Annotated in this window: 22 protein-coding genes; 8 read left to right on the top strand and 14 right to left on the bottom strand. The window is 64.9% G+C overall.

The genetic code is table 11. The features are described 5' to 3' along the window. Positions 1-2: 2 nt before the first annotated feature. Complete coding sequence (locus RIN79_RS02015) at positions 3-1,016, bottom strand: LacI family DNA-binding transcriptional regulator (protein ID WP_309082940.1); 1,014 nt, start codon at positions 1,014-1,016, stop codon at positions 3-5. 194 nt (positions 1,017-1,210) lie between these two features. On the opposite strand from RIN79_RS02015, the gene RIN79_RS02010 reads away from it, so the two are divergent. From RIN79_RS02010 to RIN79_RS01990, 5 genes are all read left to right on the top strand, one after another. Beyond that, positions 1,211-2,299, top strand: coding sequence for a sn-glycerol-3-phosphate ABC transporter ATP-binding protein UgpC (locus tag RIN79_RS02010; RefSeq protein WP_309082939.1), 1,089 nt, complete (start codon positions 1,211-1,213; stop codon positions 2,297-2,299). Then, complete coding sequence (locus RIN79_RS02005; protein ID WP_309082938.1) at positions 2,296-3,213, top strand: sugar ABC transporter permease; 918 nt, start codon at positions 2,296-2,298, stop codon at positions 3,211-3,213. The genes RIN79_RS02010 and RIN79_RS02005 overlap by 4 nt, the downstream gene beginning before the upstream one ends. A gap of 3 nt (positions 3,214-3,216) precedes the next feature. Then, complete coding sequence (locus tag RIN79_RS02000; RefSeq protein ID WP_309082937.1) at positions 3,217-4,065, top strand: carbohydrate ABC transporter permease; 849 nt, start codon at positions 3,217-3,219, stop codon at positions 4,063-4,065. A gap of 99 nt (positions 4,066-4,164) precedes the next feature. After that, complete coding sequence (locus RIN79_RS01995; RefSeq protein WP_309082936.1) at positions 4,165-5,487, top strand: extracellular solute-binding protein; 1,323 nt, start codon at positions 4,165-4,167, stop codon at positions 5,485-5,487. Between the two features lie 191 nt (positions 5,488-5,678). Beyond that, positions 5,679-8,420, top strand: coding sequence for a glycoside hydrolase family 2 TIM barrel-domain containing protein (locus tag RIN79_RS01990; protein ID WP_309082935.1), 2,742 nt, complete (start codon positions 5,679-5,681; stop codon positions 8,418-8,420). A gap of 26 nt (positions 8,421-8,446) precedes the next feature. Here the strand turns inward: RIN79_RS01990 and RIN79_RS01985 are convergent, their stop codons facing one another. The 11 genes from RIN79_RS01985 to RIN79_RS01935 form a co-directional block, all read right to left on the bottom strand. Then, positions 8,447-9,661 (bottom strand): aminotransferase class V-fold PLP-dependent enzyme, encoded by a 1,215-nt coding sequence (locus RIN79_RS01985; protein ID WP_309082934.1) that lies wholly within the window; start codon positions 9,659-9,661, stop codon positions 8,447-8,449. Positions 9,662-9,773: 112 nt separating this feature from the next. Continuing rightward, a complete protein-coding gene (locus RIN79_RS01980) occupies positions 9,774-10,808 on the bottom strand; it encodes an ABC transporter substrate-binding protein (protein ID WP_309082933.1) in 1,035 nt (344 codons plus the stop codon). Between the two features lie 123 nt (positions 10,809-10,931). Beyond that, entirely contained in the window at positions 10,932-11,324 is a 393-nt protein-coding gene (locus RIN79_RS01975; RefSeq protein WP_309082932.1) for a RidA family protein, read from the bottom strand. Between the two features lie 24 nt (positions 11,325-11,348). Then, a complete protein-coding gene (locus RIN79_RS01970) occupies positions 11,349-12,410 on the bottom strand; it encodes an ABC transporter ATP-binding protein (RefSeq protein ID WP_309082931.1) in 1,062 nt (353 codons plus the stop codon). A 13-nt stretch (positions 12,411-12,423) separates the two neighbouring features. Then, a complete protein-coding gene (locus RIN79_RS01965) occupies positions 12,424-13,236 on the bottom strand; it encodes an ABC transporter permease (protein WP_309082930.1) in 813 nt (270 codons plus the stop codon). 1 nt (position 13,237) lies between these two features. Beyond that, the gene (locus tag RIN79_RS01960) at positions 13,238-14,086 is read right to left on the bottom strand and encodes an ABC transporter permease (RefSeq protein ID WP_309082929.1); all 849 of its coding nucleotides are present in this window, start codon (positions 14,084-14,086) and stop codon (positions 13,238-13,240) included. A gap of 95 nt (positions 14,087-14,181) precedes the next feature. Next, positions 14,182-15,240: an ABC transporter substrate-binding protein gene (locus tag RIN79_RS01955; RefSeq protein WP_309082928.1), complete on the bottom strand. Its 1,059-nt coding sequence runs from the start codon at positions 15,238-15,240 to the stop codon at positions 14,182-14,184. Positions 15,241-15,242: 2 nt separating this feature from the next. Beyond that, positions 15,243-16,226, bottom strand: a complete 984-nt coding sequence (locus RIN79_RS01950; RefSeq protein WP_309082927.1) for a membrane dipeptidase — start codon at positions 16,224-16,226, stop codon at positions 15,243-15,245. Beyond that, positions 16,223-16,960, bottom strand: a complete 738-nt coding sequence (locus RIN79_RS01945; RefSeq protein ID WP_309082926.1) for a hypothetical protein — start codon at positions 16,958-16,960, stop codon at positions 16,223-16,225. Before RIN79_RS01945 ends, RIN79_RS01950 begins: the two co-directional genes overlap by 4 nt. After that, a complete protein-coding gene (locus RIN79_RS01940) occupies positions 16,957-18,672 on the bottom strand; it encodes a hypothetical protein (RefSeq protein ID WP_309082925.1) in 1,716 nt (571 codons plus the stop codon). Before RIN79_RS01940 ends, RIN79_RS01945 begins: the two co-directional genes overlap by 4 nt. Before the next feature lie 5 nt (positions 18,673-18,677). Further along, positions 18,678-19,382, bottom strand: coding sequence for an IclR family transcriptional regulator (locus RIN79_RS01935; protein WP_309082924.1), 705 nt, complete (start codon positions 19,380-19,382; stop codon positions 18,678-18,680). A 314-nt stretch (positions 19,383-19,696) separates the two neighbouring features. Here RIN79_RS01935 and RIN79_RS01930 point away from each other — a divergent pair, with 314 nt between their 5' ends. From RIN79_RS01930 to RIN79_RS01920, 3 genes are all read left to right on the top strand, one after another. After that, positions 19,697-21,148: an NAD-dependent succinate-semialdehyde dehydrogenase gene (locus tag RIN79_RS01930; RefSeq protein WP_309082923.1), complete on the top strand. Its 1,452-nt coding sequence runs from the start codon at positions 19,697-19,699 to the stop codon at positions 21,146-21,148. A gap of 41 nt (positions 21,149-21,189) precedes the next feature. Then, entirely contained in the window at positions 21,190-22,740 is a 1,551-nt protein-coding gene (locus RIN79_RS01925) for an acetolactate synthase large subunit (RefSeq protein WP_309082922.1), read from the top strand. Between the two features lie 96 nt (positions 22,741-22,836). Then, positions 22,837-23,271 carry a hypothetical protein gene (locus RIN79_RS01920; protein WP_309082921.1) on the top strand — a complete coding sequence of 145 codons (435 nt, stop codon included), beginning with the start codon at positions 22,837-22,839 and terminating at the stop codon, positions 23,269-23,271. A gap of 127 nt (positions 23,272-23,398) precedes the next feature. Here the strand turns inward: RIN79_RS01920 and RIN79_RS01915 are convergent, their stop codons facing one another. Both RIN79_RS01915 and RIN79_RS01910 read right to left on the bottom strand, forming a co-directional pair. Beyond that, complete coding sequence (locus RIN79_RS01915) at positions 23,399-24,142, bottom strand: methyltransferase domain-containing protein (protein ID WP_309083088.1); 744 nt, start codon at positions 24,140-24,142, stop codon at positions 23,399-23,401. 131 nt (positions 24,143-24,273) lie between these two features. Then, a complete protein-coding gene (locus RIN79_RS01910) occupies positions 24,274-25,281 on the bottom strand; it encodes an oligopeptide/dipeptide ABC transporter ATP-binding protein (protein ID WP_309082920.1) in 1,008 nt (335 codons plus the stop codon). Between the last annotated feature and the right edge of the window lie 3 nt (positions 25,282-25,284).

Below are 25,284 nucleotides of genomic sequence, written 5' to 3'. Positions count from 1 at the left end.
CACTAGGCTGGCACGCCCACCCATGTGCCGACGGATGCGCGCTCGACCAGCGCGCATTCCATCTTGTATTTGCGCCATTTGCGGCGCGCGGTCAGCGCCTCCTTGTTGTCAAGGAGCTGGCCGACGGCCCAGCGCGCCATCGCATCGTGCGGCAGGTCCACGGTGGTGAGCGGCGGATCCAGATAGCTCGACAGCTCCTCGTCGTCGAAGCCGACCACGGAGACATCCAGCGGGATGCGCAGGCCCCGCTCGCGGATCGCCTCATAAGCCCCCCATGCCATGCGGTCGTTAAAGCAGAAGATCGCAGTGGGAGGATTTTTCATCGCGAGCAATTCGCGCGTCGTGCTGCGGCCGCTCGGCAGCGTCCAGCCGCCCGGGCGAAGCAGCTCGGGATCGAAGGGAACGTCCCAGGTGGCAAGCGCCTGCCGGTAGCCGTGAATGCGGTCGCCGCTCGCCTCGATCCACGATTCGCCACCGATATGGGCAATCCGCCGATGGCCGGCGCGCAAGAGCGCTTCCGTCGCCGCATGTCCGCCGGCCACATCGCCCGGCACGACTGAAGGATAGAAGCCGTCCTTGTCATAGCAGTTGAGCAGGACGGTCGGAATGCCCCGCAGCCGCTCCGGCGGCTCGGCGGGCCGCGTCAGAAGAGTCGTATAAAGGATTCCCACCAGGCGCCGCCCCATCAGAACGTCGAGGGCTGCGTCCTCGAGGCTCTGATCGCCGCGCGTGGAGAAGGTCGCGACGACGCAGTCGGCCTGCGCGGCTTCATCGCGCGCACCTTCGAGGAACGGCGCGGCGAAGGGCGTCGAGGTGAGCTCGTCGATCAGCAGCCCGATTACCGGTACATTATGGTCGAGGGGCGCGTGGAGGGGCTGCTTGCGATAGCCGAGTTCCTCCGCCGCGGCCACCACGCGCCTTCTCGTCTCGGCCGCAATTCTCGTATTGGGCACGTGATTAAGCACGAGCGAGACCGTCGCCTGCGACACGCCGGCGTGCCTGGCTACATCGATCATAGTCGGCCGCTTTCCGGTGGAGCTCAAACCCGCGTCCCGCTCTTTGCAGCGCCGGCTTAGCGGATCACCGCCCCGGCCGCAAATCGCCGGGCGCAAATGCCGTGCGCAAACTCCGCTTGACGGCTGATAATATTATAAGCAATATTTTTAGCAACAGAGCCTAGGGCGCATCGCCTCATCAGGGAGGAGGAGCGATGGCAAGCGTGGTGCTGAGAGATGTCACCAAGCGCTATGGAGATTTCCAGGCGCTCCATGGTGCTTCGCTGCACATCGAGGAGGGTGAGTTCGTCGTCTTCGTCGGGCCGTCGGGCTGCGGCAAGTCCACCCTCCTGCGCATGATCGCCGGCCTAGAATCGATCACCAGCGGCGAGATTCTGATCGGCGGCGAGCGCGTCAACGAGACGCCTGCGCGCCATCGCGGTATCTCCATGGTATTCCAGAACTACGCGCTTTATCCGCACATGACGGTCGCCGAGAATATGGGGTTCGGTCTCAAGAACATCGGCACGCCCAAGGCGGAGATCGACGCCCGTGTCGCCGAGGCAGCGCGGATCCTGCAGATCGAGGCGCTGCTCGACAGGAAGCCGCGCGAGATGTCCGGCGGCCAGCGGCAGCGCGTTGCTATCGGCCGCGCGATCGTGCGGAAGCCGAAAGCCTTCCTCTTCGACGAGCCGCTGTCCAATCTCGACGCGGCGTTGCGCGTGCAGATGAGGACCGAACTGGCGCGGCTGCACCAGACGATCGGCGCAACCATGATCTATGTCACCCACGACCAGGTGGAGGCCATGACCATGGCCGACCGGATCGTCGTGATGCGCGAGGGCCATATCGAACAGGTCGGCGCTCCGCTCGATCTTTACCGCAACCCCAAAAACCTCTTTGTCGCCGGCTTCCTCGGAAGTCCGAAGATGAACTTCCTCGAAGGCCGTATCGGCGAGGTGGGGGAGGGCCGGGTGCTGGTGGATGTGGGCCACGGCGCGCCATTGTCCGTGCCCGTGAGCAGCCGGATCGATCCCGGACCGGTGACCGTGGGCATACGGCCTGAACATCTGAAGCTGGCGGCGAACGGCTCGGGCGTGCTTACCGGCCGCGTGGATGTGGTTGAACAGCTCGGCAATTCGACGCTGATCTATGTCGATCTGGGCGGGCGAGCGCAGGTGGTGGCGGAAGAAAGCGGCGATTGCCCCGCGCATGTCGGAGAGACCGTGCGGCTCGCGGTCGCCCCCGCCGCGGCGCATCTTTTCGACGGCCGCGGCGACGTGATCCCAAGGAGCGTTCCGTGACGATTACCGCCACCGCCTCATCCTCGCTTGCAGAGCGGCGCGAGACCGTCACGGGCCGACGCGAGGCCTGGGCGGCCTATCTCTTCCTCGCGCCGTTCCTGCTCGTCTATCTCGTCTTCCTCGTCTACCCGCTGTTCAAAGGCTTCTGGATCAGCCTGCACGATTGGGAGCTTGTCGGCAGCTACCGCGAATATATCGGCTTTCTGAATTACGAGGACCTTTGGTACGACCCGATCTTCTGGCTGACCGTGCGCAACACGCTCACCTTCGTGGCGCTTACCGTCCCGGCCATGACAGTCCTGTCTTTGGCGCTCGCGCTCGGCGTCAGCCGGCGCACGCGCACGCATGGCATCCTGCGCGGCATCTTCTTTGCCTCCAGCGTCTTCTCCGTCAGCGTGGTCACGCTGATCTGGCAGATGGTGCTGAATGGTGAGCGCGGGCTGATTGCGCATCTCCTGCGCTCGCTCGGCATCGCACCGATCGATTTTCTGGGACACCCTTTCTGGGCCATGCCTTCCATGGTGGTAGCGACGCTGTGGTGGAGTGTCGGCCTGCCAATGGCCCTGTTCATCGCTGGGCTGCAGCAGATTCCCGGGGAGCTATACGAGGCGGCGGAGCTCGACAATGCCTCGCGGTGGACGGTGCTGCGGAAGATCACGCTGCCGGCGATCCACCGCACGGTCATCCTCGTCATCGTCCTGCAGATCGTGCTGCAGTTCCAGGTCTTTGGACAGGCGCTCCTCATGACCCAGGGCGGCCCGGCGGACCGCACGCGCACGCTGGTGCAGAACATCTACCACACGGCTTTCCGCGACTGGCAGGTGGGCTATGCCTCCGCAATGGCCATGCTGCTCTTTGTGCTGATGTTCTTCGTTTCCATGCTGCAGCTCTATATCGGGCGGCGGGAGGATTGAGCGATGAGCCGCGACGCGACGGTTCAAGTGCAAAATCCCTGGCTCGACCGGCTCGTCCTGGTCCTCCTCATTCTCATGGCCGCCATGTGGCTGATCCCGGTGATCTGGATCGTGGTCATGTCGCTGAAGCCGAACGCAGTCCTGATGCGCTCAACGGCGGGTTTCCTGCCCATCCCCTTCACGCTGCAGAACTTTACCGACTTGCTGCAGGTCTCGGCGGTGCCAAACTGGCTGATCAACAGCCTGATTGTTGCCGTGGCGATGACCCTGCTGACGCTGATCGTCTCCTCGCTCGCGGGCTATGCATTTGCGCGCCTCGACTTCCCAGGCAAGCGGATCATCTTCATCCTGGTGCTGGCGGGCCTCATGGTGCCCGAGCAGGCGGTGTTCATTCCGCTTCACACCATGTTCGCCGATTGGGGCATGCACAACACACATGTGGCGCTCACAATGCCGCGCGTGGCCGTGCCGATCGGCGTGTTCCTGATGACGCAGTTCTTCAGGGCCGTGCCGCGCGAGCTGGAGGAGGCGGCCGAACTCGACAATGCAAGCCGCTTCACCGTCTTCTGGAAGATCATGCTGCCGCTGTCCTTGCCGGCGCTGACCACGCTAGGGCTCTTCACCTTCCTGCATGCCTGGAACGATTTCCTGTGGCCGCTTGTCTCGGCCACCGAGACCGACATGTACACGGTGACCGTCGGCCTCGCCTCAATCCAGGGGAATTTTGCCCAAACCCAGGGGCTCGGCTCGGTAATGGCCTCGGCCGTTTTTGCCAGCCTGCCGGTCGTTCTGATCTACCTAATTTTTCAAAGATACATCGTGCGGGGCGTTGCCATGGGCTCGACCCGGTGACCTCTATCGCGGCCGAAGAATGCCGCACCCTCGGCTCCGCGAGGCTCGCGAAGCAATCAAGGCCCGGCCCTGCCGGCGCAACAGGAAGGAGACACCCAAATGCGAAACAGTTTTCTTGCCGCCCTACTCACCGGGACGGTGCTGGCCCTCGGCCACGCCGCTCCGGCGCACAGCGTGGAGCTGAACCTGATCCGCTTTTTCGGCGATTGCGCCAACGAGTACGGCAATGTCACCGAACTCGATAAAGCGGTCGGCGAATGCGGCATTATCCAGGTGCTCACCAACAAGTTCAACGCGGAGAACGATCTCGGCGCCACGGTGAACACGCAGACCGTGGATTGGGGCACCTATTACGACCAGCTCTCCGCCACCTATTCGACCGGCAGCATTCCCGACATCGCGGTGATGCACCGGAGCGTCCTGCCCAATTTCACCACCCGCAACCTCGTCGAGCCTCTTGCGGAGGGGTTTGCCGAGGTGGGGGTGGACACAAAGGACTTTGCGCCCGCTGCGCTTGAGGCGGTGACGGTGGGGGAAACGGTTTACGGTCTGCCCTTTGATCTGCATGCGCTGCTCTTTCACATCAACATGGACCTGATGGAGCAGGCGGGACTTGTCCAGAATGGGCAGCCGGTCCTGCCTTCGAGCCCCGAAGAGCTCCTGCAGCATGCAAAGCAGATGAAGGAACGGACCGGGAAGAACTATTTCGCCATGGAATCGGGCGCCTCGGAATTCATGCCCGTTCGTCTCTTCAATACTTGGGTTTGGCAGCAGGGGCAGGATGTCATCGCCGCGGACGGCTCGGCCGCAAATCTCGATTCGGACGCCGGCCGCGCCGCAGCGGAGCTTCTGGCGACGCTCTATAGCGAGGGCCACATCAATTCCCGTCACGACTATGCGGCCGCCGAACAGGCATTCCTTGCCGGAGATGTCGCGATCCTGATCAACGGCACCTGGGTGGTGGATTCCTATTCCACCCAGGCCGAAGGCGGTGAGGCGGGCCTGAAGAATTACCGCGTCGCCAATCTGCCCAACCTGTTCAGCCAGGACGCGGTGTGGTCCGACAGCCATCTGTGGGTGATGCCGGTCGACCAGAGCCGCTCGGACGAGGAGCAGAAGGCCGCGCTCGCCTTCCTCGCCTTCCTCAACGAACACAATTACGACTGGGCGCGCACCGGGCATCTTGCCGTCCGCACCTCGGTCCTGGAATCGGAGCAGTTCAACGCGTTGCCGCAACGCTCGAACTACGCCGAGACGTCGCAGATCGCCCGCGCGCTGCCGGCCATTCCCGGCCAGCGGGCGATACAGGACATCATGGTGAGCGAGCTGAGCTCCATCTGGCTGGCCGGAAAGTCGGTCGATGATGTGCTGCCCAGCATGCAGCGGCGCGTGGAACAGACGCTGCGGCGCTCCCAGCGTTGATGCGGGTCCGCATGTTTTAAGAGCATGGTCCTTCTCGAAGGCCGCACAGCCCTCGTCCAGGCGAGGCTTGACCTTCGGGATCATGCACCAGCCCGCCGGGGCCGACCTCCTCCCGAGCCCCGGCGGGTGTTCCTCTTACCGACAACCGATGGTGACTTTCTGCGATGCCGATCTTCGAGGAAACGGCCCAAGTGCGTTCCAGTCTTTCGCTTGACGGACCATGGGAATTCCGCTGGGGCGACGGGGAGGCACGCACGGCCACGGTGCCGGGGCCATGGCAGGCGCAATTCGACGATCTGCGCTGGGCGGCTGGCACGGGCGTCTATACCCGTTCGGTGCAAATTCCAGCCGCATGGCGCGAGCGCGAAGTGGCCCTCCTCTTCGGCGCCGTCAGTGACCTTGCTGTCGTCTTCTGGAACGGGGAGGAGATCGGCCGGCATGAGGGTGGCTATCTCCCCTTCGAGGTGGTCGTTCCCGGGCATCTCCTGCGCGAGAAGAACCGGCTCGAAGTATGGGCTACCCTGCCCGAAGGCGGCAGCAGTACCGATCCGAACTACTCCTTTGCGGAAATCCCGCATGGCAAGCAGAGCTGGTACGGGCCGCTGGGCGGTATCTGGCAATCGGTCAGGCTGGAAGCGCGCGACCCCCGCCATATCCGGCGCATGAAGCTTACGCCGGAGCTTTTGACCGGCCGGGTGGAAGCCGAAATTGCGCTCGCCGGCGCTCCAGCTGGCGCGAGATTGCGGCTGCAGATCCTTCACTCCCTGAACGGAGTGGTCGCCGAGGCAGAGGTGCCCGCCTCCGATGGGACCAAGATCGTTCTGACGGTGCAGAGTCCGATCCCTTGGTCGCCCGACCGACCGGAGCTCTACCAATGCCGGGCCGAGCTCGTCGCCGACGGCGCCGTTGTCGACTGCATCGCCGACCATTTCGGCTTTCGCAGTTTCGAGGCCCGCGACGGGCGGTTCTACCTCAATGGCGAGCCGCTCTATCTGCGCGGCGCGCTGGACCAGGACTACTATCCCGACGGCATCTGCACGCCGCCGTCGGTTGAGTTCCTCGAGGATCAACTCCGCAAGGCCAAGCAGCTCGGCCTCAACTGCCTGCGCTGCCACATCAAGGTTCCCGATCCGCGCTACTACGAGGTGGCCGACCGGCTGGGCATGCTGGTCTGGACGGAAATCCCGAATGCTGCCCATTTTTCAGAATCTTCAGCCGAGCGGCTGATCGAAACCATGAAGGGCATTCTGGAGCGCGATTTCAACCATCCCTCGATCATCTGCTGGACGATCATCAATGAGGACTGGGGAACGCGGCTGACGGAAAACCCGGAACACCGCGCGTGGCTCAAAGCCACCTTCGACTGGCTGAAGGCCGCCGATTCCACGCGGCTCGTGGTGGACAACTCCGCCTGCATCCCGAATTTCCACCTGAAGACCGACATCGACGATTTCCACTACTACCGCTCGGTGCCGGAACGGCGCGCGGAATGGGACAGGCTGACGGAAGAATTCGCCGGCCGTCCCGCCTGGTCTTTCAGCCCGCATGGCGATGCGGAACGGACCGGGCGCGAGCCGCTGGTCGTCTCCGAGTTCGGCGTCTGGGGTCTGCCCAACCCGGCCGATCTGCGCCGGGAGGGGACGGATCCGTGGTGGTTCGAGACGGGCCAGAACTGGGGCGATGGCGTCGCCTATCCGCACGGCATCGAGCATCGCTTTTCCGCCTGCGGCCTTGACAAGGTCTTTGCCTCCTTCGACGATTTCATAGAGGCGGCGCAGTGGTATCAGTTCGAGAACCTGAAATACGAGATCGAGACGATCCGCGCCCATGCATCGATCGCCGGCTATGTCATCACCGAATTCACCGACGTGCATTGGGAGTCGAACGGCCTGCTCGACATGGAGCGCAATCCGCGCGTGTTTCACGAGCGTTTCGGCGAGATCAACGCGGACACGGTGATCGTGCCCATGCTCGACCGCCGCGGTCACTGGGCAGGGAGCACCTTGCGCTTCTCCCCGCGCATAGCCTCGGGCGGCCGTGGCGTCCCCGAGGGCGCGAGGCTGGAATGGTCCCTGGCCGGCCTTGCGCTTCACGGCAGCGTCGCAGTGCCTCCCGTCCCGCCGCTTTCCACGGGGGACGCGGCCGAGATCGTGCTGACGCTGCCGGAAGTAGACTCGGCGCGGATGTTCCGGCTCGATCTTACGCTGCGGCATGGCCGGGACGAGCTGTCGCGCAATTGCGTCGACATTGCGCTTTATCCAAAAAGAAGCAGCATCGGCCTTCCGAGCGTGGCAACGCGCGATCATGCCCTGGCCGACTATCTGGCGGGGCTCGGGCTTGACGTGAAATCGCCGGAGACGGCCGACGTGATCGTCTCCCGGGCGCTGTCCAAGGACGACATGGAGGCGATGCGGCTTGGCGCGTGCTACCTGGTCCTGGCCGACGGCAGCGTCGAAACACACGGCACGCTGCGCTCCGATCCGCCGCCGCGAGAGCAGCCCTTCATGCCGGTCGTGGACGAGATTCCCGGGATTCCATCACCGACACATCATCGCGAGCCGGGCATCGGACTGCATCAGCGCGAGGGCACGATCTGGCGCGGGGACTGGATCGCCAGCTTCTCCTGGATCAGGCGGCAGGGCGCATTCGCACGCCTGCCCGGCGGGCCGCTGCTTGACCTTTCCTTCGACCGCGTGGTGCCGCTGCACGTCATGACCGGCTTCCGCCGCTGGGAATTTGAGACGCGCATCCATGCCGGACTGGCGGTGGGCTGGATTCATAAACCGGCGGCGACGATCGCCGAGCGCCCCTTCGGCAAGGGTGGCCTTGTGGCCACCACCTTCCGGCTGACGCAGGATGCGCCGGGCGAGGACCCCGTCGCCACGACTTTGTTCTCGGCGCTCATCGAAACGGCGGCCGCGAAGCGCAGCTAGAGCGCGGTGGCCGCTCTTGCCGCCGCTCATGCGGCAGGCCGCGCAGCTTCCGCAACGACGCGCGCCGCCGCATCGAGGGCGCCCGACCCGTGCGGGATGCCGAGCGCCTGCATTCCGGCCTCCATCACCGCAAGTACGCCGAGCGTCATATGCGCGTTCACATGTCCCATATGCGCGATCCGCAGATAGTCGCCATAGGTGGGCTCCTCCGGCCTTGCCATGCCCAAGCCGATGCCGAGCGTGACGCCGGCATTCCGTTCGGTCCAGTCGCGCAGTCGGGTGGCGCCACCGCCGCCGATCCTGACCGAGGTGACGGCGCGCGAGCGGGCCTCCGGCAGCGGAACATTGAGGCCGATGTCGCCCTCCCTCGCCCAGGTGTCTACTGCGGTCCAGACCGCGCGGGCGAGCGCTTCGTGGCGCGCGAGAACCTTTTCAACGCCCTCCGAAAAGAGGATCGAAAGCGCCTCCTGCAGACCATAGAGGTGCTGCGCGGGCGCGGTGCCGGCGAAATGGCGGTAGAATTCGCTGCTCAGGCAGCGCGTCCTCCAGTCCCAATAGGGGGTGACGAGGTCTGCGCGCCCGGAGGCTGCAAGCGCCTTTTCGGAGAACCAGATGAAGCTGAGACCCGGCGGCATCATCAGACCCTTCTGGCTGGCGCCGATGAGCACGTCGACGCCCCATTCGCGGAATCGGAACGCCTCGCATCCGATCGAGGCGATGCCGTCTACCGCCAGCAGGGCAGGGTGGCCGGTAGCGTCCATTGCCGCGCGTATTGCAGCGATGTCATTGCGTACGGTACTGGCGGTGTCCGTGTGGGTCACCAGCACGGCCCTGATGGAGCGGTCCCGGTCGGCCGCGAGCGCCTCGGCAATTCTCGCGGCATCGACCGCTGCGCGCCTGCCGAAATCGAGAACCTCCACCTCCACGCCGATCGCGCGCTGGCTCTCGGCCCAGCCGTGCCCAAAATGGCCGGTCACGGCGGCAAGAGCCCGGTCGCCGCGCGAGAACATGTTGGCCCCGGCCGCCTCCCACGCGCCATGCCCGTTGGCGATGTAGATTGCGACATGGGCCTCGTCTGCTCCCACCAGCTTTCGCAGGCCCTCAAGGAGGCCCGGCAGCATCTCGTGTAACTCGCCGTGGTAGATGTTGGGAGAGGCGCGATGCATTGCCGCCAGCACGCGGTCGGGCACCACGGAAGGGCCGGGTATGGCGACGTATTTGCGGCCGGAAGCGAGCGTCATGACTTCCTCGAATTTGAACAGGCGGCAGCCGCCTGCGGGGAATGGCAGCGCCGCGCCCCGATCGGGACGGGTTCGGCAGGTCACGCCGAAAGGGTGACCTGCCCGATCCCTATCAGCTTAGGACCCATTCCTCAAACCGCTCGGCGAGTTCCGCGGGATCAATCCCGAGACGCTCCATGTCCTGGGAGACGACCTGATCGGCGTAGCGGCTGTTGGTGGGCATGCGCTCGGCCTCTGCCGGATCGATCAGCTCAAGCGCGGCCGGATTGAGCGGCCCGTCCTGCTGCGCGGCGGCGAAGCCGGCCAGCGGCTTGGCGGAGGTGGCGAATGCTACGAACTCCTTGGCGGCATCGACGTTCGGCGTGCCCTTGGCTACCACCCAATAGGCCTTGTCCAGGATCGCCTCGTTCCAGGTCATCTCGACGGGCGCCCCCGCGTCCTGCGCGGCGAAAAAGCGCGTGTTCCAGATGCCGATCATGTCCACCTCGCCGTCGCGCAGGATCTGAGCAGACTGCTCGCCGGCCGTCCACCAGACGATGATATGGTCCTTGATGCGGTCGAGGGACGCGAAGGCGCGGTCCACATCCAGGGGATAAAGGTCCTCCTTAGTGACGCCATCGGCAAGGAGCGCGATCGGCAGAACCCGCGCCGGGTAGCGTTGCAGCGAGCGCGTGCCGGGAAAGCGTTGTACATCCCAGAAATCCGCCCAACCTTTCGGTTCACTGCCGTATTTGTCGCTCCGCCAGCCCATCACGGTGGCGAATGCATGGGAGGCCATGCCGTTCTGGTAAAGCCCACCCGGATAGGTCTCCTGCAGCGGCTCCAACAGCCCGTTTTGATTGGCGCGGACGAGTTCGGCCGCTCCGAGCGTGGTCACGTCGAACTCGTAGACCCCGGTTTCCACCTGGGCCGCAAGCTTGGCGAAGGAGACGGGCGAGACCGTCTCAATGCGGATGCCGGTCTGCTCCGTGAACGGATCGAAAAGGTGCTTGCGCGCCGAGTCCAGCCAGGAGCCGCCCCAGGAATTGATGGATAGCCGCTTTTCCTGCGCCCGCAACAAGCCGGGCAAGGCAAGGCTGCCGGCGAGCGCCGCCGAGCCTGCAATAAACTGGCGGCGGGTAACCGACAGGTTTGATGGTTTCGTCATAGGTTCTCTCCTCCCTCTTTTACACCACTGCTCAGGGCACGACCGGCCCAATGAGGATCGCCACCGACCGGGCGCCACGCCTGCCCTTTCGCCTCCTGTTGCGCTTAAAGGACGGCCTGGCGCTCATCTCGCCGCGGCGCAGACCATGATCATCTCCACCTTCAGATCGGGGCTTGCGAGCCGCGCCTCGAAACAGGCGCGGGCAGGCGGCTCGACATCCTTCACCCAATCGTCCCAGACCGCGTTCATGGTTTGGTAGTCCGCCATGTCGGCCAGGATGATCGCCACGAAGGCGAGCCGGTCCTTGCCGCTGCCAATCTGCGCAAGGCGGGCTTCGGCCTTGGCGAGGAGCTGCCGCGTCTGCTCGGCTGTGGAGAGGCCGCCGTTATAGGGGGCTTCCGGCGTGACGGCGAAGTAGCCTGTTCCGCCGAGAACCGTGGCGATGCTGGCGCGCGGCCCGATGCCGAACCGCTTGATGAGTTCTGCCGCCGGCGTGCTGTCTATTGCCAATGTCATGTCATTTCTCACTTTGCCCTTCGCTCAACGGCTGATGACGAAGACAGCCTCCGGCAGCCAGCTGATGCAGCATTCCTCGCCTTCCTGGATGATGACGACGTCGGCGCCGAGCACGCGCACCCGCATGGGAAGATCGCCGACGCGGCCGATGACGAGCGCGTTGTCGCCATAGTTGACGATGGTCTCGACCTGCATTGCCGCGTTCTTGCGTCCCTCGACGGGCTTGCGCGAAAGGCGGATGTGCTCGGGCCGGATCAGCAGCGTGACGTCCTGGCCCTGCGACAGCGTCTCGACCGGCGTGAAGTCGCATGTGCCGAGAGCCGGGTTCTCCGCCTTGCCCGCGGCATCGGTGATCCTCGCCGGTATCAGGTTGCTCTCGCCGATGAAGCCGGCCACAAATCTGGTCCGCGGCCGGTGATAAATCTCGAGCGGCGTCGCCGCCTGCTGGATTTCGCCCTTTTCGAACACGACGATCCGGTCGGACATCGACATGGCTTCCGACTGGTCATGGGTGACGAAGATCGTTGTCACGCCGAGGGTGCGCTGGATACGCTTTATCTCGATTTGCATCTGCTCGCGCAGATTCTTGTCGAGCGCGCCGAGCGGCTCGTCGAGGAGAAGCAGCGACGGTTCGAAGACGAGCGCGCGTGCAAGCGCCACACGCTGCTGCTGCCCGCCGGAGAGCTCCTTCGGATAGCGCTGGCCGAGGCCCCTAAGGCCGACCAGCTCGAGCATCTCGGCCGCTTTCCCGAGACCTTCGGTGCGCTTGATGCCGCGCATCTGCAGCGGGAAATAGACATTCTCCACTGCCGTCTTGTGGGGGAAGAGCGCGTAGTTCTGGAAGACGATGCCTATATTGCGCTCATGCGGCGCAAGGCCCGAAAGCGACCTGCCTTCGACCAGAACGTCGCCCGCCGTCGCCTTTTCGAAACCGGCGATGATCATGAGCGTCGTCGTTTTGCCGGAGCCGCTGGGGCCCAGGAAGGTGACGAACTCGCCTTTCCTAATGTCGAGTTTCACCTTTGCGAGCGCGGTGAAATCCCCGTATTTCTTGGTGATTCCGTTGAGCTGAAGATACTGGTCCATGGAAGATCCTGGCTTACCGGCCGGCCGGCGAAGGAGCCGGCAGCGCGGTTCTTGCAAAGCGGCTGCGGATGCCGCGCCAGGCGAAGGGCGCGATTACGGCAAGCAGCACGGCGACAAAGAGCAGGGTGGAGATGACAGCGATCACCGGGTCGGCCTCCTGCCGGATGCTGTCGAACATCTTCCGCGGTAGCGTCTCGGCATCCCTGCCGGAGATGAAGATGGCCACCACCGTCTCGTCGAACGACTGGATGAAGGCGAAAAGCGCGCTGATCACCAGGCCCGGCCGCAGGATGGGCAGCGTCACGTGAAGGAAGGTTTGGACCGGACTCGCGCCAAGGCTTTGCGCGGCCCTCTCCAGGTTTCGGTCAAAGCCCTTCAGGTTTGCCGACAGAACCAGGAAGGCAATCGGGACGGACAGACAGGTATGCGCGAGCACCACGCCCAAATGGGTGTGGACGAGACGGAGATCGCCGAGGAAGGAATAATAGCCGACCGCGATGACGATATGCGGCACGGCAAGCGGCATCAGCATCATGAGGTCGGCGATGCTCTTGCCCTTGAAGCGGTGGCGCACGAGGGCGAAGCAGGCGGGCACGACCAGCGCCATTGTGAGCACTGTGGTGGCGGCGGCGATGATGATGCTGTTCCAGGTGGGCCGCAGCCAGCTCACATCCGTGAAATAGGCCTGGTAGTAGCCCAGCCAGTAGCCGGGCGGCGGGAATTGCAGGGAGCGCGCGTCGGAGAAGGACATCGGTACAACGATGACCAGCGGTGCGGCGATGAAGATGACGACGGCAATGCCGACGAGGCGCATCAGGCGGTCCATGTCAGCCCCATAATTTGTCGAGGCCGAAGCGGCGGTGGTAAACGGCGAGGATTGCAAGCGTGATGGCAAGGAGCACCATCGCCATGGCGGACCCCATGCCGAAGGCCAGGAACTCCTCGATCTGATGGCCGATCAGGCCCGCGATCATCTGCTCGCGCGGACTGCCGAGCAGCACCGGGGTGACGTAGAAGCCGAGGCAGAGTACGAAGACCAGCACGCACCCATTGGCGATGCCCGGCGCCGTCAGCGGCAGATAGACATGGCGGAAGAGGGAGAAGCCACGCGCGCCGAGGCTCTCGGCCGAGCGGATCAGTACCGGGTCGATCTTCCGCATGACCGAGTAGATGTTCATGATCATGTAGGGCGCCAGGATGTGCACCATGGCGAGGGTCGAGGAAAAGCGCGTGAAAAGGAGCTGCGGCGGGTTCGTCAGCCCGAGCGCCGAAAGCAGCGCGACGATCGGCCCGTTATTGCCGAGCAGCACCATCCAGGCATAGGTCCTGACCAGAAAGCTCGTCCAAAAGCTCATGGTGACGAGCAGGAGGATGAGCATGGCCGTGCGCGGCTTGGAATTGTTCATCAGATAGGCGAGCGGATAGCCGACGCAGAGGCAGACCAACGTAACAAGGCCGGCAGTCAGGAACGTGTTGAGGAAGACGCGCTGATAAAGCGTTCCCGTAACGATCTTCTGATAATTGGCCAGCGACAGCCGCGGCTCGGTGAAGCTCATGACGGCGACATCGGCCAGCGGGACCAGGAAGAAGATGGCCAGATAGGCGGTCAGCGGCGCAAGAAGCAGCCACGGCCAGAGATTGGGCCGCTCGCCCAGTCGCGAAATCGTCGCTCCCATTGCTGCTCCCCTTCTTGTTCTTGTCAGGTTGAGCGGGCCGCCGCGTGGGTTCGCCCAGACGCGGCGGCATGCGGGGCCCCGGCAACCGCAGCCGGTCAGCTCGCCAGCCACTCCTCGAAGCGCTGCGCCACCTCCTCGATATCGGCGCCGAAATTGTCGATCTCCTGCTCGAAGGTGTGCGGATAATTCTTCGGCGAGGTCGGCATCCGCTCGGCGTCTTCGGCGGAGATGAATTCGTTGGCCGCCGGGTTAAGCGGCCCGTAATCGGCCTGCGTGACAAAGCCGGCGAGGGGTTTAGCGCTTACCGCGAAGTCGATGAACTTTTTCGCGTTCTCCGCATTGGGCGTGCCTTTTGCCACCACCCAGTAGGCGCGTTCGATCTCGCCCTGGTTCCAGGTCATGGCAACGGGGGCGCCGGCCTCCTCCGCTTCGAAATAGCGGCCGTGCCAGATGCCGATGAGGTCGATCTCGCCGTCGCGGAGGATCTGCGTCGACTGAGCGCCGGCGGTCCACCAAACGAGGACGTGCTCCTTGATCTTGTCGAGCGAAGCGAAGGCGCGGTCGATGTCGAGGGGATAGAGGTCCTCCACAGCCACGCCATCGGCAAGCAGCGCCAGCGGCAGCACGCGCGCGGGATAACGCTGCAGCGATCGCGGCCCCGGGAAGCGTTCGACGTCCCAGAACTCGGCCCAGTTCTGCGGGCCGCCGTCGGGAAACTTGTCGGTGCGGTGGGCGATCACGGTCGCAAAGGCATGCGAGCCAACGCCGTTGTGGAAGAGCGCGCCCTCGTATGGGGCATCCGCCAGCTCTTCGATGATGCCGGCCTGTTCCGCGCGGATCAGTTCGCCGGCGCCGAGCGTGGTGACGTCGAACTCGTAGGTGCCCGTCTGCACCTGCTGCGCGAGCTTGGCGAAGGAAACGGGCGAAACGGTGCGGATCTCGATCCCGGTCTCGGCGGTGAACGGGTCGAAGATGTGCGCTTTCGCCGCCTCTTCCCAGGGGCCGCCCCAGGTGTTGACGTAAAGCACATTGTCCTGCGCCCGCGCGATGTAGGGCATCGCAAGGGTGGAAGCGAGAGCAGCGCCGCCCGCCTTCAGGAAGGTGCGGCGATCGGGGGCGAGAAGGGTCGGCGACCCGGGCCTGGACCTGGTCATGTTCAGTTCTCCTCTCTGGTGTTTCTGAAGGTGGCTTCGTAGAGGCGAAGCCAGTTGCCGTGGGTTATTTTCGCGACCTCTTCTTCCGAGAAACCCACGCTGCGGAGGCCGTTGGGTATCACCTGCATGTCCTCGACGGACTTGAACCAGTCGGGCGGTGGCGCCTTGCCGGGGCGCGCCGCTGAGCCGGCGCCGTAGTCCACGCCGCGCGTCCAGCGGCCCTGGCGCATCCAGGCATAGTCGGGCGCGGTGAAGTTGTGGCTGCGGTCCGTGCCGATGGCAACGGAATCGATGCCGGCGATCTCCACGGTGCGGGCGACCATGCCGCACCAGGCTTCGATGGACTTGCAGAACTCGTCGCCGGTGATGTTGCGGTAGGCAGCGCAACCGATGACGCCGCCGGTCTCCCTGAGCGCTTTCAGCACGTCGTCGGATTTGTTGCGCTTGTGGTCGAAGAGGGAACGGGCATTGGCATGGGTGACGGCGATCGGCTTTTCCGACACCTCGATCGCGTCGAGCGTGGTGCGGTCGCCGACATGGCTGCAGTCGACCAGGATGCCGGCGCGGTTCATCTCGCGCACGACTTCCTTGCCGAAACGGGCAAGGCCGGAATCCTCAGTCTCGTAGCAGCTTCCGCCCAGCTCGTTCTGGTTGTTGTAGGTGAGCTGGACCACACGGACGCCGAGTTCGGCGAAGAGTTCGACAAAACGGATACGGCCTTCGAAGAGGTTGGCGTTCTGGAAGCCGAGGATCACCGCCACTTTGCCAACCTCCCCGATGCGCTTGACGGCTGCAGCCGTGGTGGCGATCTCGGCGACATCGCTGTTCTCGCGCACGAGATCGCGCCATCTGCCGAGGGAATCGAGCGACTCGACGGCACCCTCCCAAAAACCGCAGGTGACGACCACGCCGCCAACGCCGGCCGCCTGAAGCGAGGTGAAGGCCTGGCGGTCAAAATGGCCGCATTGCAATCCGTCGATGATCATGACTGGGCTCCCTCCGTCTCGATGCCGCCGATCCTGGGCGAGGTGAGGAATGTGATGTCGGTCTCGTCGTCATTGTCCTTGCGGCCGATCACCGTGCCGTCGTCGTTGACGATGAGGGGACCAGCATGACGGCGGGAGACGACGCTGTCGGGCGTGAGCGCCTTCTGCGCGAGATGATAGATGCGCCACCAGAGTTCGGCCTCGATCTGCGCGCCCTCTTGCAGGAGATCCCAGAGGAGCGGCTCGTCGCGGCTGAGGTCGCCGGACGGAGCATCGGGTGAAGCAACGAACAGGGGCTCGTCGCCGCCGGAGAAGGTGGTGAACAGCCCCGTGCGTCCCGCCAGCGGCAGGGCCACCTGCAATTCGTCCGAATCGAGCGCATTGCACACGACAACACTGCCAGTGCCGTATTTCTGGGCGGTCTCGCCCAGAAGATCGATCAAGCACGGCAGCACGAACCAGGCGTGTTCGCCGCCGGCATCTATCCGCAGGCGGTTCTGCTGCTCCGCCACGATTTTGATGCGCGAAGGATCAGCGCTCTTCAGCCGCTCGAACCGTTCCTCCAACAGCGCAAAGCCGCCGAGGCCCAGCTTGTGCGAATACATGACCACGTCCTGCGCGGCGAGGAAGAAGCCCTTTGGCAGGCCGGTGAGCGAGAAGACGCGCTCCGTCATCATCCGCATCTCGCGCGGCATGATGCGCAGCATCTGCTCGGTCTGCAGGTTCTGCATCATCGAGGCTCCGCCGGGTAGGCCCAGAATTCGGCGCGGCCGGCGCGGATCTCGGCCGGCGTCGGTGCGCCGTGATAAAGGACGCCGCGCAGGTTGCGGCGCAGGAAATCGCGAGTCTTGTCAATGCCGTGGATGCCGACATTCATGAGCCGCACGAGATGGATGGGGATGAAATCCTCCGCGTTTATATTCGCCATCGGCGTGTGGTATGGCAGATCGCGCAGCGTCTGGATCCGGGCGACCAGATAGCGGTGGGCCGGGTACTTCACCAGGAAACGCGCGACGGACAGGTCCGGCGCTTCGCGGCCGAGGTCGGCGAGAAGGGATTGCACCCCCCCACAGATGTCGAGGCCGAGATCAAGCGCTTCCGGCACTTCCTCGCGGGCGCCGCGGCGCGGCTCCTCGGCGGCCTCGGACTTGTACCACACATATTTGTAGGCGTCGGGGCCGGACATATCGATGTCGAGGGCCCACCGGTATTGTTTTTGAATGAGCGCCGAGAGGCTCCCTACCCTTTCGGCGGGGGAAACATTCACCTCGTCGGGGCCACCAATCGAGGGCAGGAGGGCATCCGCTTCGTCGGGGACCAGCTCGATCAGGAGCGACAGATAGGTCTCGAAGGATTCCGGCTGGAGCGCCTTCTCGAAACGCTCTGCCAACGCGTCCAACGGGTAGACCGCACGCCGGCCGTCGACGAGCCCCGTCTCGTGCAGCTCCGCCAGGGCCGCGGCCACCTTCTCCAGATCGTCGGCGACCTCCGCACTGGAAGCGAAGGTCTCGTAGACCATGCGGTCTTGCCTTCGAAAGGTGATTGCGCGCCTGACCAGCGCCAGGAGGGTCCCGATCCGGAGATCGCCCTTTTCAAGCGGCAGCCCGCGCGCAATCGCGATCGCCTGCTCGCGGGCGGCAATGAAGCTGCTGATCAGCTGCGGATGCTTGTGGATGAAGAAGATGAGGCCGAGAGCGGAGCCGTTGCCGACGCCTAGATAGCGGCGGATTGCCGGGTCGAGCGGCACCGCCTTGGGAGAGGCGAGGCGGGCAAGATGCTCGACGAGATCGCAGGAGTATTCCCGCATCAGATAGGCAGTAAGGAGCTGGGCTTCCAGCGGGCGCCCCAGCGCATGGTCCGGACCGAGCGAGGGGAAGGGGCGCGTGCCGAAGGTGCCATTACCGTCGAGCCCGGTGTTGCGCATGAGGTAGCAGACCTGCGCCAACTCGTCGATCGAGGGCTGGCGTCCCTCGGCAAGAGCTGCGAGCGTCTGGTCGAAGACGCGCATGGAGCGGTTGGAGCGGCACCAGACGAGCGCATTGGGCGTGGCGCGGCCGCGATAGAGCTTCGGCAGTTCCTCGCGGGCCGACCGGATATCGGCTTCCGTAGCGGGCCCCTCGTTCAGGGTGCCCATCATGTCCCAGGACTGCCCGATGATGCGGCCTGTGCGCGCTTTCCTGCTCGGCGGACGGGAGAATGCGATGAAACTGAACTCCTGTCGCGGCGCCTTGATGGAGTAGACGACGGTGCCGGAGGCGGTCTCGTCGACGTCGAACCGCTCGACGGAAATGTCCCAGCGCTCGCGGACCAGCTTGTTCACGAGCGCACGCGTCACGCTGAGACGGCTCGGCTGCAAGGCGGCAAGCCGCTCGGGCCGCATCATCTCGCTGCTTGGCCTCGGCAGCGGGGCCGCTTGCGTTAACGCTGCCTCGCGCAGTGCGGTCATGCCCTCTATCGCGCTCCCTGCTGCATTTTCGTGATCTTCTCGGCTGCCTTGAGCAGCGGCTTGCGGACAGACTCGAGGTTGAAGCGGGTTTCCGGCATCACCAGCGAGAGCGTCGCGGTGCACTTGCCGTGGACGTCGAAGACGGGCGCGGCAATGGCCCGGACGCCCACCTGGGTGTAGCCGCTCGAAAGCGCATAGCCGTCGGCGCGGGCAGCAGCGAGGACGTCCTCCGAGGCCAGGGGGTCCCCGGTCTCCTTCAGGCGCCGCAGCGTGATCTCGTCCGCGAAGGCGGTGAGGATGCGCCCCGACGCCGAGCCCTCGAGGGACATGGTGGTGCCGATCTTCTGCTCGGCGCGAAGGACGCTGTCGGATTCCACGCGCGAAATGATGCAAGGGACTCCGCGGTCGAGAACGGCAAGCGAGGCTGTCTCCTTCACCTGGTCGACGAGTTCCTGCAGGACCGGCTGAACGCGCGAGCCAAGATCGGCCTGCTCGAGCGCGGCGGCGGCAAGCCGGCAGACATGCATGGAAAGCCGGTAGCGGCCCTGCTCATCCTGCTCGATCCAGCCCGCCTCGACGAGCGTCAGCAGGCGCTGATAGGCCGTCGGGCGGGAAAGCCCGAGAGCCTTGGCGATCTCAGGCAGACGGAGGCTGCGCGGGCTGCCGGCGAATATGTCGAGAACCGCCAGCGTCTTCAGCGCAGTCGTCAAAGGTCTGACGCCGCTTTCGGCCTGTATTCTATTTGAATATATCGTATCCATTTAGGATACATACTTCGCCGGTTCGCACGGCAAGTCAATGGGGGGCGGCGGAAAATAGCGCCCGTGGTCGCCCGTCGCCGTTAGCCAGCCCTCTACGTTCCCGGCCAAAGACAGTGTAGGCGCTTGAAATTGGGAGCGAAGCGCGCGACATGCATGGCGGCATTGACGGCATCCTCATTCTCGGCGGGCTGTCAGACAGCCCATGCCGGGCGGAAGCGCTCTCGAATCCCCCGGAAGCGCCCTCAGAGACTAAAAGGAAGATCATGGACCGGACCCCCTCCGCTTATCCCGACACGCAGCTTTTCGTCGACGGCGAGTGGCGCGCCGGTGCCGAAGGAAAGACGATCCCCGTCGCGGATCCGGCGACCGGCGAGGTGATCGGGCAGGTGGCGCATGCGACGCGGCCGGATCTCGATGCCGCCCTTGCGGCGGTGGAGCGCGGGTTCAGGACATGGAGCGCGGTCTCCGCCTTTGACCGCGCCAAGCTGATGCGCAAGGCCGCTGCGCTGCTGCGCGAGCGCAGCGACAGAATCGCGGAGATCATGACGCGCGAGCAGGGCAAGCCGCTGGCCGAAGCGAAGGGCGAGGTCATGGCGGGCGCCGACGTGATCGACTGGTTCGCCGAGGAGGCGCGCCGGACCTATGGCCAGGTCATTCCGGGTCGGGCGCCGGGCGTGATGCAATTGACGGTGAAGCTGCCCGTGGGGCCGGTTGCCGCCTTCACCCCGTGGAACTTTCCGATCAACCAGATCGTCCGCAAGCTCTCGGCCGCCCTTGCCGCCGGATGCTCCATCATCGTCAAGGCGCCGGAGGAAACACCCGCTTCGCCGGCCGAACTCATCCGCGCCTTCGCCGAAGCTGGTGCTCCGGCAGGCGTGGTCAATCTGGTCTATGGCGTCCCCGCAGAAATCTCCGAATACCTCATTCCCCATCCGGTAATTCGCAAAATCTCCTTCACCGGCTCGACTCCGGTCGGCAAGCATCTTGCTGCGCTCGCCGGTGCGCATATGAAGCGCGCTACCATGGAGCTTGGCGGCCATGCACCGGCGATCATCTTTGAGGATGCAAATCTGGACAAGGCGGTGAAGGTGCTTGCCGCCGCGAAGTTCCGCAATGCCGGCCAGGTCTGCGTTTCGCCGACACGATTCCTGGTTCAGGAGCGGGTCTATGATCGGGTGGTCGATGCCTTCACCGCGGCGGCGAAGTCCATAAGGGTCGGCAATGGGCTGGAGGAGGGCACGCAGATGGGCCCGCTCGCAAATGAGCGGCGCATACCGGCGCTGGAATCCCTTATCCAGGACGCGCTCGACCACGGCGCCGAGCTCAAGACCGGCGGCCGCCGCATCGGCAACAAGGGCAATTTCTTCGAACCCACGGTTCTTTCCAACGTATCCAGGGAAGCACGGATCATGAACGACGAGCCTTTCGGTCCCGTCGCCGTGTTCAACCCATTCTCCACGCTCGATGAAGCGGTGGAGGAGTCCAACCGCCTGCCCTTCGGCCTTGCCTCCTACGCCTTCACGGGCTCGGTCGAGACCGCGCATGAACTGGCCATGAGAATCGAGGCGGGCATGACGACGATCAATCACAATGGGCTCGCCCTTCCGGAAGTACCCTTCGGCGGCGTCAAGGATTCCGGCCACGGGACGGAAGGCGGGTCGGAGGCTATCGAAGCCTATCTGGTGACGAAATTGGTTTCGCAGGCGGCCGCCTGAGGGCGGTCCGAAAAATCGCATCAGGAGCAGCGAGGGAAAAGATGAACGGGGCCGACCGCCTGTGCGACGTGCTGCTCGCCAATGGCGTTGACACATGCTTTGCCAATCCGGGCACGTCGGAAATGCATTTCGTAGCGGCCCTCGACCGCAAGCCGCAGATGCGCTGCATTCTGGGCCTCTTCGAAGGTGTGGTGACGGCGGCGGCGGACGGCTATGCGCGTATGGCCGACAAGCCGGCCGCTACGCTCCTGCACCTGGGCCCTGGCCTCGCGAACGGCCTTGCCAATCTCCATAATGCACGGCGCGCGCGCACGCCGATGGTGAATATTGTCGGCGATCACGCGACCTACCATCTGCGCCACGACGCGCCACTGACAAGCGATATCGAGAGTCTCGCACGGCCCATGTCGCAATGGGTCGGGCGTGTGTCGAGCGCTGCTGACATCCGCAGCAGAGCGGAAGAGGCTTATATCGCGGCGATGAGCAATCCGGGCGTTTCGACGCTCATCCTGCCGGCGGATGCGGCATGGAGCGAGGTGGCGGAGGAAGCGCTCGTGCCGGCGACGCTGCCCCCGCGGCGCGACGTCGCGCCCGAAGCGCTGCGGGCAGCCGCGGCGCCGCTCCGCGGCGGCCGCAAGACGGCGCTCTTCCTGGGTGGTCGCGCCCTACGTGCCGATGCGCTCGATATCGCCGGCAGGATCGCCGCCGGCACCGGAGCGACGCTCTTCACGGAGAGGGCGGCACGCTGGCAGCGCGGCGCGGGGCGTGTTTCTCCCCGGCCGGTGCCCTACAATATCGAACTTGCCGTCGCCGCACTGCAGGAGTTCGAAACAGCGATCCTGATCGGCGGACGGGCGCCCGTCGGCTTCTTCGCCTATCCCGAGAAGCCCGGTTTCCTGCTGCCCGATGGCTGCGACGTGATCGAGCTTGCCGGCGTCGAGCACGACCTTCATCAGGTGTTGCAGGCCCTCGCCGACGAATTGGGCCCCCGGCATCTTGCTCCCGCCGTGACGGGTCCGTTCACGGCGCGCGACCTTCCGGCGCCGACAGGCGACCTGACCCCGTCCGCGATCTCGCAAGCGGTCGCCCGCGCGCTTCCCGAGGGCGCCATCCTTTGCGACGAATCCATCACCTCGGCCGGCCGCTTCGCCGAACTTGCGCCCAACATGGCGCCGCACGACCACCTGCCGCTCACCGGCGGAGCGATCGGAATCGGCATTCCGCTTTCCGTGGGCGCGGCGGTCGCATGTCCAGACCGCAAAGTGGTCGCCCTGCAGGCCGATGGCAGCGGCATGTACACGGTCCAAGGCCTGTGGACCCAGGCCAGGGAGCGGCTGGACATCCTGACGATCGTCTTTTCCAACCGCGGCTATTCGATCCTGAAGGGCGAAATGCGCAATGTCGGCGTGAACGAGTTCGGCCGCAACGCCCGGCGCATGCTGGAGATCGACGATCCGGCGCTCGACTGGTGTTCTCTAGCCAAAGGCATGGGCGTCGAGGCAGCGCGCGCCACAACCGCCGAGGAATTCACGAACCTCCTTACTGCCGGGCTCTCGCGCCGCGGCCCATTCCTCATCGAGGCACTGATCTGACCGGATGCCGGAGGGATCGCATAGGTTGCGGGCCTGACGGAACCTAAACGAGGCTCTCCGGTTCGGTCGCTGATTATGTCCGAGGAAGGAGAGCACATGCGTAGGAAACTCTTGATAGCATCCACCGTCTTGCTTGGCATGGCGGCCCCTGCCGCCGCGCAGGACACCACCCAGCGAATATGGAGGCTGGTGCCCCAAGGCGAGGCGATGGCTCCGGGAGATTGCGTGGAGGCCACAGGCGGAACCGCGGATTTCCAGCCGTCCGGCCAGGACACGCCCACGGCTGAGGCACCGGGAGCATGCCCTCCGGGCATGGTGCCGGCTGACGCAGCAGCCGGCGGAACGAGCGACGACGGTAACGACGACGACAGCACCGACAATGGTGGCAGCGGCGGTGGCAACAACGGTGGCGGGGCCGACGACGACGGCGACGACACCGGCGGCACCGACACGGATGGCGGCGGCACGGGCACGGACGACGGTGACGACACCGGCGGGACCGATGACGGGGCTGCCGGCGGCGGTGGCTGAGCACGAAGTCAACCGTAACCCCGGCTGATGCCAGCCGGGGTTACGACTCGCATCGAGAGAGTCGCGGGAGATTGCTTCCTATCGATCTAGCCGTGTTGCCCTTGCGGCCGGAAACTACTCCTACGTATCAATGCGGACGCTTGCGCAAATAAACCATCAGGTTTGTGCGCATCGGCGGCGGCATGAGCGACTGGAAGAGGGAAACGAAAGCAAAACCCACGGCCGTCCCGCCGTGATATTTTGGCGTGCCGTTGGACGCATAGCTGTGGTGCGCCCAGTTTTCCTCACCGAAGACCTGGCCGATGCGGCGCAGGGTGTTCAGGCGGTAGAAGGTCGGGAAGGCATCCTCCCTCGGCCGCTCGGGCCACAATACCCGCATCAACCTGCCTTTCAGCGCCTCCGGAAGGAGCGTGTTGCCGATCCCGACATAGCCGAACCGGTTGGGGGTGAGGGCGCAGAACCAGCCGCCGGGCTTCAGGACCCGGTGGATCTCCTGCGCGAATTCCTTCGGATGCTCGACATGCTCGAGCACCCACTCGCAGATGATCATGTCGACACTGCCGTCTGCCAGGGGCAGGCGCCCGCCCGGCTCGATCACATGCGCCTCATCGAGCGCCGGATGGCTCATCACGACCGGATCGACATCCATGCCGATCACCCGCCTGACGCGGCCACGGAAGTTGCAGAATGTCCTGCGGAAAGGCGCGCTGCCCTCGTCGAAGCGGGAGCCGCGCCCGGCGCCGAGATCGAGCACGACCATGTCCGGAGTCACCAGCGCGTTGAGCCGTGTGTAGAATTCCACCGCCTCGTCGTCCCGCGCATACCCTCCGGCTCCCGTCTCGGGCCGCCACCGATCAACCACAGTTCCCATGTTCACCCCGCATCTGCTGCCATGAGCCTCATAGCCGAGGTCGCTGGCAAGCACCAACAGAAGTCGCGGTAAGGCGCGATCCCACCCCGCAACGGTCACAGTGCGCCGGTGCTGAATGGCGCCGCCGGCAGTCAGTCCCGGTGCCAGCAGGCGACGAAGTGTTTCGGTGCCTTTTCCATGAGAGGCGGAGCCTCGGTGCGGCAGCGGTCGCTTGCCCAGGGGCAGCGCGTGTGGAAACGGCAGCCGGCGGGCGGATTGACCAGGTCCGGCACCTCGCTCTTGTAGACGATCCTCTTGCGGGCCCGCTGCAGACTAGGATTGGCGATCGGCACGGCCGAAAGCAGCGCCTCGGTATAGGGATGCCTCGGGCTGGTGTAGATGGCCTCGCGGTCGGCCAGTTCCACCACGCGCCCGGCATAGAGAATGGCCACCCGTTGCGAGATGTGGCGCACCACGGAAAGATCGTGCGCAATGAAAAGGTAGCTGAGGCCGAACTGCTGCTGCAGGTCCTGCAAGAGGTTCACCACCTGCGCACGGACGGAAACGTCGAGCGCCGAGACAGGTTCGTCGGCAACGATCAATTCCGGCTTCAGCGCCAGTGCGCGGGCGATGCCGATGCGCTGGCGCTGCCCACCGGAGAAGGCGTGTGGGTGCCGCTCATGCGCGTCGGCGGGAAGGCCGACGAGACGGAGCAGTTCGCGGACGCGGGGACGGGCCTCCTCCAGATTGCGCACCACGCCGTGCACGAGCAGCGGCTCGGCGACGATGTCGAGGACCCGCATGCGTGGGTTGAGGCTTGCATAGGGGTCTTGCAGCACGAGTTGCATGCGTGCGCGGATGCGGCGCAGCTTCTCGCCGGCAAGATCGGTGATGTCCTTGCCGTCGAAGATGATCCGGCCCCTGGCCGCCGCCACGCGGCGCAGGACCGCCCGGCCGATCGTTGTCTTGCCGGAACCCGACTCGCCGACGAGGCCGAGTGTCTCGCCGCGCGCAAGCTCGAAGGAAATGCCATCCAAGGCGCTGAAGGTCCGCTTCGGCTTCCAGAGGAAGCCCTTGCCAAGCGGGTATTCGACGGCGAGATCCTCTACCTTCAGGATCGGTGCGGTGCCGGCGCGGGCGGTGCCATATGTCTGGAGCATGAC

This window comes from Chelativorans sp. (genome assembly GCF_031180965.1).
In the GTDB taxonomy this organism is placed as follows: domain Bacteria; phylum Pseudomonadota; class Alphaproteobacteria; order Rhizobiales; family Rhizobiaceae; genus Chelativorans.
The sequence above is the reverse complement of the archived record's forward strand: the minus strand, read 5'-3'. Positions and strand labels throughout refer to the sequence as shown.

Coding starts and splice junctions, on each gene's coding strand:
- RIN79_RS02015 (WP_309082940.1), bottom strand. CDS start 1,016: ATGATCGATGTAGCCAGGCACGCCGGCGTGTCGCAGGCGACGGTCTCG.
- RIN79_RS02010 (WP_309082939.1), top strand. CDS start 1,211: ATGGCAAGCGTGGTGCTGAGAGATGTCACCAAGCGCTATGGAGATTTC.
- RIN79_RS02000 (WP_309082937.1), top strand. CDS start 3,217: ATGAGCCGCGACGCGACGGTTCAAGTGCAAAATCCCTGGCTCGACCGG.
- RIN79_RS01995 (WP_309082936.1), top strand. CDS start 4,165: ATGCGAAACAGTTTTCTTGCCGCCCTACTCACCGGGACGGTGCTGGCC.
- RIN79_RS01985 (WP_309082934.1), bottom strand. CDS start 9,661: ATGACGCTCGCTTCCGGCCGCAAATACGTCGCCATACCCGGCCCTTCC.
- RIN79_RS01980 (WP_309082933.1), bottom strand. CDS start 10,808: ATGACGAAACCATCAAACCTGTCGGTTACCCGCCGCCAGTTTATTGCA.
- RIN79_RS01975 (WP_309082932.1), bottom strand. CDS start 11,324: ATGACATTGGCAATAGACAGCACGCCGGCGGCAGAACTCATCAAGCGG.
- RIN79_RS01970 (WP_309082931.1), bottom strand. CDS start 12,410: ATGGACCAGTATCTTCAGCTCAACGGAATCACCAAGAAATACGGGGAT.
- RIN79_RS01965 (WP_309082930.1), bottom strand. CDS start 13,236: ATGGACCGCCTGATGCGCCTCGTCGGCATTGCCGTCGTCATCTTCATC.
- RIN79_RS01960 (WP_309082929.1), bottom strand. CDS start 14,086: ATGGGAGCGACGATTTCGCGACTGGGCGAGCGGCCCAATCTCTGGCCG.
- RIN79_RS01955 (WP_309082928.1), bottom strand. CDS start 15,240: ATGACCAGGTCCAGGCCCGGGTCGCCGACCCTTCTCGCCCCCGATCGC.
- RIN79_RS01950 (WP_309082927.1), bottom strand. CDS start 16,226: ATGATCATCGACGGATTGCAATGCGGCCATTTTGACCGCCAGGCCTTC.
- RIN79_RS01945 (WP_309082926.1), bottom strand. CDS start 16,960: ATGATGCAGAACCTGCAGACCGAGCAGATGCTGCGCATCATGCCGCGC.
- RIN79_RS01940 (WP_309082925.1), bottom strand. CDS start 18,672: ATGACCGCACTGCGCGAGGCAGCGTTAACGCAAGCGGCCCCGCTGCCG.
- RIN79_RS01930 (WP_309082923.1), top strand. CDS start 19,697: ATGGACCGGACCCCCTCCGCTTATCCCGACACGCAGCTTTTCGTCGAC.
- RIN79_RS01925 (WP_309082922.1), top strand. CDS start 21,190: ATGAACGGGGCCGACCGCCTGTGCGACGTGCTGCTCGCCAATGGCGTT.
- RIN79_RS01920 (WP_309082921.1), top strand. CDS start 22,837: ATGCGTAGGAAACTCTTGATAGCATCCACCGTCTTGCTTGGCATGGCG.
- RIN79_RS01915 (WP_309083088.1), bottom strand. CDS start 24,142: ATGGGAACTGTGGTTGATCGGTGGCGGCCCGAGACGGGAGCCGGAGGG.
- RIN79_RS01910 (WP_309082920.1), bottom strand. CDS start 25,281: ATGCTCCAGACATATGGCACCGCCCGCGCCGGCACCGCACCGATCCTG.